The following is a 7,583-nucleotide window of genomic DNA, read 5'->3' on the forward strand; positions in this document are numbered from 1 at the left end:
TACTAGCACGGTATTACTGAACGACCGCGTTGCCTGATTTTACGACTGCTTCGCCGCCGGACGCAGGCTTCGCCAGCGGCTACACGTCGTCTTGTATTCGGCATTAGTGCTTTGGCCGGAAAGCAGAAGCACTTGGCCGATGCCCGGTGCAACCTGCCATTAGACTCTGGCCTATCTTAATAGCCCACGGAGTCAGCCATGAGCTACCTCATCTCACTGGCCATTGGTCTGGGCGTCGGTTTGCTCTACGGCGCACTGGATTTTCGTTCCCCCGCACCGCCGGCCATCGCGCTGGTCGGGCTGCTCGGCATGCTGGCCGGTGAAAAGTTGTGGCCCATGGGGCGGCAACTGGTCGCTGGCTGGATCTCCTGAACCGTTTATTTATTCGATGGAAACGCTCATGAAAGCATTGCAGTTCGACAAAACCGGCGACCTCTCGGCCCTGCGCTACGTTGACGTGCCCACTCCGGTACCCGGCGCCGATGAAGTGCTGGTGCAGATCAAGGCCGCGGGCCTCAACCCCAGCGACGTGAAGAATGTGCTGGGTCGATTTCCCTACACCACGTTGCCACGGATTCCCGGTCGGGATTTTGCCGGTGTCGTGGTTGAAGGTCCGCAGGCGTTGATTGGTCAGGACGTCTGGGGCACCGGGCGTGAGCTGGGGTTCTTTGCCGATGGCTCCCATGCGCAATTCGTCAAACTGCCGGCCAACGGTGTCGCGCTCAAACCGACCCACCTGAGTTTTGCCCAGGCCGCCAGCCTCGGCGTGCCGTACACCACGGCCTGGGATGCGTTGGAGCGCAGCCTGGTGACGGCGCAAACGCGATTGTTGGTGATCGGCGGCGGCGCGGTGGGCAGCGCGGCGTTGGCGCTGGCCAAGGTGCGCGGAGCTCAGGTGCTGGCGGCGGCGCGGCGACCGGAGCAGGTCAAGGAATTGCAGGCTCAGGGCTATCAAACCCTGCAACTGGATAATCCGGAAAACCTGGGCGCTCAGGTGAACACCGTGTACAGCGGCGGCGCTGACGTGATCTTCGACACCACCGGGTTCTGGCTGCCGGCCTCAGTCCCGGCACTGGCGACGTTCGGCCGCATCGCCATCATCGCCGCACCGGTGGACGGCATGGTGCAATTGCCGGCGCTGGCGCTGTATCGCAAGGGTGGCTCGGTGGTCGGGATCAACTCATTGTTGTACGGGGTTCAGGCGTGCGCGGCGATGCTCGATCAGTTCGGCAAGTTCTTCGATCAGGGGTTGTTGCCATTGCCCGAGGGCTTGTTTGAATCACCGCTGTCCCAAGGCCTGGAGCGGTATTCAGAAGTGAATCAGGGCAGTGGCGACAAAGTGATCCTGTTGCCGTAACGGTGATCGTTCCCACGCTCTGCGTGGGAATGCAGCCCGGGACGCTCCGCGTCTCTAGCTGAACGCGAAGCGTCCGTTGAGGCATTCGGAACGATCACCAGACACAATGCTAGAATCGCTCGCACTGACTTCCCAAGGTGCCTCCCATGAGCGAGCCGATTCGTCTGACCCAATACAGCCACGGCGCAGGTTGCGGCTGCAAGATTTCCCCCCAGGTGCTGGAGGTGATTCTGGCCGGCAGCGGGGCGCAGAACCTGGACCCGAAACTCTGGGTCGGCAACGCCTCGCGCGATGACGCCGCGGTCTATTCCATCGATGAAGAACGTGGCGTGGTCTCGACCACTGACTTCTTTATGCCCATCGTCGACGACCCGTTCGATTTCGGCCGCATCGCCGCCACCAATGCCATCAGCGACATCTACGCCATGGGGGGCGACCCGCTGATGGCGATTGCGATCCTCGGCTGGCCGGTCAATGTGCTGGCGCCGGAGATTGCCCGGGAAGTGATTCGCGGTGGCCGTTCGGTCTGCGATGAAGCCGGGATTCCACTGGCCGGTGGGCACTCCATCGATGCGCCGGAGCCGATCTTCGGCCTGGCCGTGACCGGGCTCGTGGAAAAGCGCCACATGAAGCGCAATGACACGGCCACGGCCGGTTGCCTGCTCTATCTGACCAAGCCGCTGGGCATCGGCATCCTCACCACCGCCGAGAAGAAGGGCAAGTTGCGCCATGCCGACATCGGCCTGGCCCGTGACTGGATGTGCACCCTGAACAAACCCGGCAGCCGTTTCGGCAAGCTCGACGGCGTGACCGCCATGACCGACGTCACCGGGTTTGGCCTGCTGGGGCACCTGGTGGAAATGGCTGACGGCAGCCACCTGACTGCCCGCATCGAATACGACCGCGTGCCGCGCCTGCCAGGGGTTGAGTATTACCTCGACCAAGGCTGCGTACCGGGCGGGACGCTGCGCAACTTCGACAGTTATGCCAGCAAACTGGGGCGGCTTCAGGAAATGCACAAACGCGTGTTGTGTGATCCGCAGACCAGCGGTGGCCTGCTGATTGCGGTCACGCCCGAGGGCAACGAACAGTTCCTGGCAGTGGCGGCCGAGCTGGGCCTGAGCCTTGAGCCGATCGGCGAACTGGTTGAGCGACAGACACACGCGGTTGAGGTGTTTTGATGTCGATCGACTTCACCGATTACCGCGACATCTTTCTCAACGACCGGCCGATGATGGATGCCCGCGCGCCGGTGGAGTTCAGCAAGGGTTCATTCCCGGGGGTGGTCAACCTGCCGCTGATGAATGACAGCGAACGCCAGCGCATCGGCACCTGTTACAAGCAGCACGGGCAGCAAGCGGCCATTACGCTGGGGCATCAACTGGTGTCCGGCGAGATCAAGGCTGAACGCATCCATGCCTGGGCCGATTTCGCCCGGGCGCATCCCGAGGGCTATTTGTATTGTTTTCGCGGCGGCTTGCGTTCGCAGATCGTCCAGCAATGGCTCAAGGACGAAGCCGGCATTGACTATCCCCGGGTCGGTGGCGGCTACAAGGCCATGCGCACGTTCCTCCTCGACACGCTCGATCAGGCGGTGACCCAGTGCGATTTCGTCTTGCTGGGCGGCATGACCGGCACCGGCAAGACCGAAGTGCTGACGCAGTTGAGCAACGGGCTGGACCTTGAAGGCCACGCCAATCATCGCGGCTCCAGCTTCGGCAAGCGCGCGACCGGGCAGCCGTCCAACATTGATTTTGAAAACCGTCTGGCGGTGGATGTCCTGAAAAAGCGTGCCCACGGCATCGAGCAGTTTGTGCTGGAAGACGAGAGCCGGGCAGTCGGCAGTTGCGCATTGCCGTTGCCGCTGTATCAGGGCATGCAGCAATTTCCGATGGTCTGGCTGGAAGACAGCCTCGAAGGGCGTGTCGAACGAATATTGCGCGACTACGTGGTGGACCTGTGTGCCGAGTTCATCGGCGTGCATGGCGATGAAGGGTTTGCGTTGTTTTGCGCACGTATGCTGGAAAGCCTGAACAACGTGCAGAAACGCCTGGGCGGCGAACGCCATCGCCGGATGTTGATCTTGATGGAAGAAGCCTTGGCCGAGCAGGGCCGAAGCGGTGCAGTGGACCTGCATCGGGGCTGGATCGAAGGGTTGCTTCGCGAGTATTACGACCCGATGTATGCGTTTCAGCGGGAGAAGAAAGGCGTGCGGATCGAGTTTGCTGGGGAGAGGGTAGCGGTACTCGAATACCTGCGCGAGCGAGTCAATCAGCAAGGTTGAGGTTGTATTGACTGGCCCCAATCGCGGGCAAGCCCGCTCCCACATTGAATCTTCAGTGAACACAGATTGTGTGTACTGCCGAGATCCACTGTAGGAGCGAGCCGCTCGCGAAGGCGATCTGACCGGTGTTACAAAACCTAGAGCAACGCCGCCCCGATCAACCCGCTGATCACACCAATTGCCATGGTCATCAGCGCCACGCTCACCAGCACCCGCGCATCGAAATCCTTGCGCAGCATCAGCAGCGACGGCAGGCTGATGCTCGGCAGGGTCATCAGCAATGCCACGGCCGGGGCGGTGCTCATGCCCAACGTCATCATGGTTTGCACGATAGGGATTTCTGCTGCGGTAGGAATCACAAACAACGTACCGATGATTGCCAGCGGCACCAGCCACAGCAGGCCGTTGGCCATGGCCCCGTCAATGTGCGGGAACACCCAGACCCGCACCGCGCCCAGCACCAGGACTGCCAGGATATAGATCGGGATGGTGCTCCAGAACAAACTCCACAGGGTTTTGGCCCAGCGTGTCAGGAATGGTTGGGTATCTTTTTCGCTGACTTCGGCCACTGCCTCGACGGCAGCTTCAGGCAGTGTTTCCGGGCCGCTGATGCGTTGAGCGATCATCGACACCCCGAACACCAGCACAATCCCGGCGACCAATCGCAACGCGGTGAACCCCCAGCCCAGCACGAACCCCATGAACACCAGCGTCGCGGGGTTGAGCACCGGGTTGCCGATCCAGAAGGCCAGCGCTGCGCCGACCGAGACATTCGAGCGACGCATGCTCGCGGCCACCGGGGCGGCGCAGCACGAGCACATCATCCCCGGCAGGGCGAACAGGCCGCCACGCAAGGTTGAAGCGAAGCTGGCGCGACCGAACAGGCGCAGCAGCCAGTCTCGTGGAATCAGGACTTGCAGGAGGGAGCCGAGAATCACGGCCAGCACGGCGGCTTTCCAGATCGCCAGGAAGTACACCTTCGCGTACGTCAGCGCGGCGGCCAGCGGGGCGGTCTGTTCGTCATTGAGGATGGAGGCGCCGATGCTGTGATTGTCAGCGGCGATGAAGGCTTTCAGGTAGTAAGGCGACCACTTGACGTAATAGAGGCCGATACAGGCGACCACGACGAAAAGGGCAGGTTTCCACCAGAACGACCAACCCCGGGCGGGGACAGCTGCGGATGAGAGTGACATGGAGAGAGTCCAGACAAGGGGAAGTTGCATACATGATAGCCCGCCCCTTGGCTGTCGTGGTCTTCACCGGCTGTGGGATGTTGCCGACCTCTTAGGTCGGACAAGTCTGAGACCCGTTATCCAGCCCTTGTTTGTAGCTGTGACTGACGAGGCTGGCCTTGCCGTTTTGCCAGGTCAACGTGAGTACGAACACCGAATCGTAGTCGCTGGACGCCCAGTCTTCGGTGATGCTCTGCTTCTTGCCGACGGCGTCTCCAGCGACCTTGTTGATCAACTCTGGCAGGTAGCCATGGGACCAGGCGGTGTAGATGATGGAGTTGTGGTACTTGTCGTGCAGTAATTCTTCGGCGAGGTCGCTGGTGTCGTTGGCCGAGAATGAGATGTTCACCGGCAAACCGAGCTTGATCGCGCTGGGGCTGATGGTCATCAGTGGACGGATATAGCTGTAGGAGTTGTCCAGTTCACCTTCCTCGACATTGCGCGTCGGGTTGGCGGCAAACACGTAGTTGGCCTTGCCGAACTTTTCCGGCAATAAGGTGGCCAGGTCGATGGCGCGGTTGAGGCCCTGGCAATTGAGTTGGCCCAAACCACCGGCGGGTTTCTCTGCGTGACGCAGGAACACCAGTGTCTGGGTGCCGTCCGCCGGTTGGGCACGGCTTTCGCGGGACTCCAGCAACAAAAACACTGCGCTTGCCGCCAGCAGCACCGGCAGAACAATAAACGCACGGTGCTTGAAGCGTTTAGCGAATTTAAAAAGTTTGGTCATTGGTATAAGTGATCTTCAGCGCATTCGGTTAAGGCTGACAAACCTTTACACCACGAGCTCCCAGCTTCGAGTGTTTTCCATGTCTTTGAGTCGGTCCGAGTCCGAAAGGGCATTGCTCAGAGTCCTCCGATGCCCATTTGGTTCGCGTCCGGTGGTTGCGCAGCACTGTATCGACAACCTTGAGCGGGTTGCAGCGAAGGTTATCGACAAGATGTTGCGAATTTGTGGACACCCTACACCTTGAGGCTCGGGCAAAGGCTGAGATCTTTCGATCGTGTTCATCAATGGTTTTGATAACGCGAAAAGATCGCAAGCAACGGGCGCTAATCCTGGATTATGCTCATCCCTTTCTTTAGCGACGGATGTTCCCGATGACCGATTTGTCCGCGTTCCCCATCACCCAAAAATGGCCAGCCCAATACCCCGACTGGATCCAGCTTTACTCCTTGCCGACCCCCAATGGCGTCAAGGTGTCGATCATGCTTGAAGAGATCGGCCTGCCCTATGAACCGCATCGTGTGGGCTTCGACACCAATGATCAGATGTCGCCCGAGTTTCTGTCACTGAGCCCCAACAACAAGATTCCGGCCATCCTCGACCCCCATGGTCCCGGGGACAAACCCCTGCCATTGTTCGAGTCCGGGGCGATTCTGATTTACCTCGCCGACAAGAGCGGGCAACTGCTGGCTCAGGAATCGGCCGCGCGTTACGAGACGATTCAATGGCTGATGTTTCAGATGGGAGGCATCGGGCCGATGTTTGGCCAGCTCGGTTTCTTCAACAAGTTTGCCGGCAAGGACTACGAGGACAAACGACCGCGCGACCGCTACGTCGAGGAAAGTAAACGTTTGTTAAAGGTTTTGGATGGACGCCTTGAAGGGCGTGACTGGATCATGGGCGAGCGCTACACCATCGCCGACATCGCAACGTTCCCGTGGGTGCGCAACCTCATCGGTTTCTACGAAGCGGGCGATCTGGTGGGCATCAAGAATTTTGCGAATGTCACACGCGTGCTGGAGCGTTTCCTGGCGCGGCCGGCCGTCATGCGCGGGCTGGAAATTCCCAAATCGATCCTTTGATTTCTTCAAGACCAAGGCAGGCAATGAGTTCATTCGATTTCAAGCAAGTAGATGTCTTCAGCCGCGTCGCCCTCAAGGGCAACCCATTGGCAGTGGTGTTCGGTGCGGACGAACTCAGTGAGGAACGCATGGCCGCGTTCGCGACCTGGACCAACCTCAGTGAAACCACGTTCGTGCTGGAACCGCGCGATCCGCGGGCCGACTATCGGGTGCGGATCTTCACCACCCTGAACGAGTTGCCATTTGCCGGGCATCCGACCCTGGGCACCTGCCATGCGTGGCTTGAGGCCGGTGGCGTGCCCAAGGGCGAGGAGATTATTCAGGAGTGCGGCGTCGGACTGGTGCGTATTCGTCGACAAGGCGCGCAGTTGGCCTTTCTCGCGCCGCCCCTGATTAACGCCGGGCCGGTGGACGCCGAACTGGTGGAGCGCGTGCGACGCGGCCTTGGCCTGGAGGTTGGGGCGATTGTGCGGGCGCAGTGGGTGGATAACGGTGCCGGATGGCTGGCAGTCATGCTCGAAGAGCGCCAACAGGTGCTGGACTTGCAGCCGGATCATTCGCAAATGCTGGGCCTGGCCGTCGGCGTGATCGCGCCGTGCAATCCCGAGCGCGATGGTGATGACGCACAGTTCGAAGTGCGGGCGTTCATCTCGGGTGACGGCATGCCGGAAGACCCCGCCACGGGCAGTCTGAACGCAGGGATTGCGCAATGGTTGCTCGCTGAAGGGCTGGCGCCTGCCTCCTATGTGGTCAGCCAGGGTTTGACGATGGGACGAGCGGGGCGCATCCAGGTGGATCAGGTGGGTGATGAGATCTGGATTGGCGGTGCTGTGGTGACCTGCATTACCGGCACCCTGATGCTTTAACCGCCCTGTAGCAGCTGCCGAGCGTGCGAGGCTGCGTC

8 protein-coding genes are annotated in these 7,583 nt (G+C 60.6%); 6 read left to right on the top strand and 2 right to left on the bottom strand.

What is annotated here, in order from left to right; translation table 11 throughout:
* Window positions 1-198: 198 nt before the first annotated feature.
* From AC1D2P_RS29760 to mnmH, 4 genes are all read left to right on the top strand, one after another.
* Entirely contained in the window at window positions 199-372 is a 174-nt protein-coding gene (locus tag AC1D2P_RS29760; RefSeq protein ID WP_077431753.1) for a DUF1427 family protein, read from the top strand.
* Window positions 373-400: 28 nt separating this feature from the next.
* On the top strand, window positions 401-1,357 hold the full coding sequence (locus AC1D2P_RS29765) for a quinone oxidoreductase family protein (protein WP_223522504.1): 957 nt from the start codon (window positions 401-403) through the stop codon (window positions 1,355-1,357).
* A gap of 146 nt (window positions 1,358-1,503) precedes the next feature.
* On the top strand, window positions 1,504-2,538 hold the full coding sequence (gene selD / locus AC1D2P_RS29770; protein WP_109787239.1) for a selenide, water dikinase SelD: 1,035 nt from the start codon (window positions 1,504-1,506) through the stop codon (window positions 2,536-2,538).
* Entirely contained in the window at window positions 2,538-3,641 is a 1,104-nt protein-coding gene (mnmH, locus tag AC1D2P_RS29775) for a tRNA 2-selenouridine(34) synthase MnmH (RefSeq protein WP_477758222.1), read from the top strand. The genes selD and mnmH overlap by 1 nt, the downstream gene beginning before the upstream one ends.
* 137 nt (window positions 3,642-3,778) lie before the next feature.
* Here mnmH and AC1D2P_RS29780 read toward each other — a convergent pair whose 3' ends face one another.
* Both AC1D2P_RS29780 and AC1D2P_RS29785 read right to left on the bottom strand, forming a co-directional pair.
* Window positions 3,779-4,834 (bottom strand): permease, encoded by a 1,056-nt coding sequence (locus AC1D2P_RS29780; protein WP_223522506.1) that lies wholly within the window; start codon window positions 4,832-4,834, stop codon window positions 3,779-3,781.
* Window positions 4,835-4,925: 91 nt separating this feature from the next.
* Window positions 4,926-5,600: a histidine phosphatase family protein gene (locus AC1D2P_RS29785; RefSeq protein WP_109786664.1), complete on the bottom strand. Its 675-nt coding sequence runs from the start codon at window positions 5,598-5,600 to the stop codon at window positions 4,926-4,928.
* A gap of 371 nt (window positions 5,601-5,971) precedes the next feature.
* Between AC1D2P_RS29785 and AC1D2P_RS29790 the strand changes: the two genes are divergently transcribed.
* Both AC1D2P_RS29790 and AC1D2P_RS29795 read left to right on the top strand, forming a co-directional pair.
* The gene (locus AC1D2P_RS29790) at window positions 5,972-6,679 is read left to right on the top strand and encodes a glutathione S-transferase family protein (protein ID WP_109786663.1); all 708 of its coding nucleotides are present in this window, start codon (window positions 5,972-5,974) and stop codon (window positions 6,677-6,679) included.
* A 23-nt stretch (window positions 6,680-6,702) separates the two neighbouring features.
* Window positions 6,703-7,545, top strand: a complete 843-nt coding sequence (locus AC1D2P_RS29795; protein ID WP_109786662.1) for a PhzF family phenazine biosynthesis protein — start codon at window positions 6,703-6,705, stop codon at window positions 7,543-7,545.
* Window positions 7,546-7,583 lie beyond the last annotated feature (38 nt).

The organism is Pseudomonas sp. P1_F1_2, assembly GCF_056405815.1.

Coding starts and splice junctions, on each gene's coding strand:
- AC1D2P_RS29760 (WP_077431753.1), top strand. CDS start 199: ATGAGCTACCTCATCTCACTGGCCATTGGTCTGGGCGTCGGTTTGCTC.
- AC1D2P_RS29765 (WP_223522504.1), top strand. CDS start 401: ATGAAAGCATTGCAGTTCGACAAAACCGGCGACCTCTCGGCCCTGCGC.
- selD (WP_109787239.1), top strand. CDS start 1,504: ATGAGCGAGCCGATTCGTCTGACCCAATACAGCCACGGCGCAGGTTGC.
- mnmH (WP_477758222.1), top strand. CDS start 2,538: ATGTCGATCGACTTCACCGATTACCGCGACATCTTTCTCAACGACCGG.
- AC1D2P_RS29780 (WP_223522506.1), bottom strand. CDS start 4,834: ATGTCACTCTCATCCGCAGCTGTCCCCGCCCGGGGTTGGTCGTTCTGG.
- AC1D2P_RS29785 (WP_109786664.1), bottom strand. CDS start 5,600: ATGACCAAACTTTTTAAATTCGCTAAACGCTTCAAGCACCGTGCGTTT.
- AC1D2P_RS29790 (WP_109786663.1), top strand. CDS start 5,972: ATGACCGATTTGTCCGCGTTCCCCATCACCCAAAAATGGCCAGCCCAA.
- AC1D2P_RS29795 (WP_109786662.1), top strand. CDS start 6,703: ATGAGTTCATTCGATTTCAAGCAAGTAGATGTCTTCAGCCGCGTCGCC.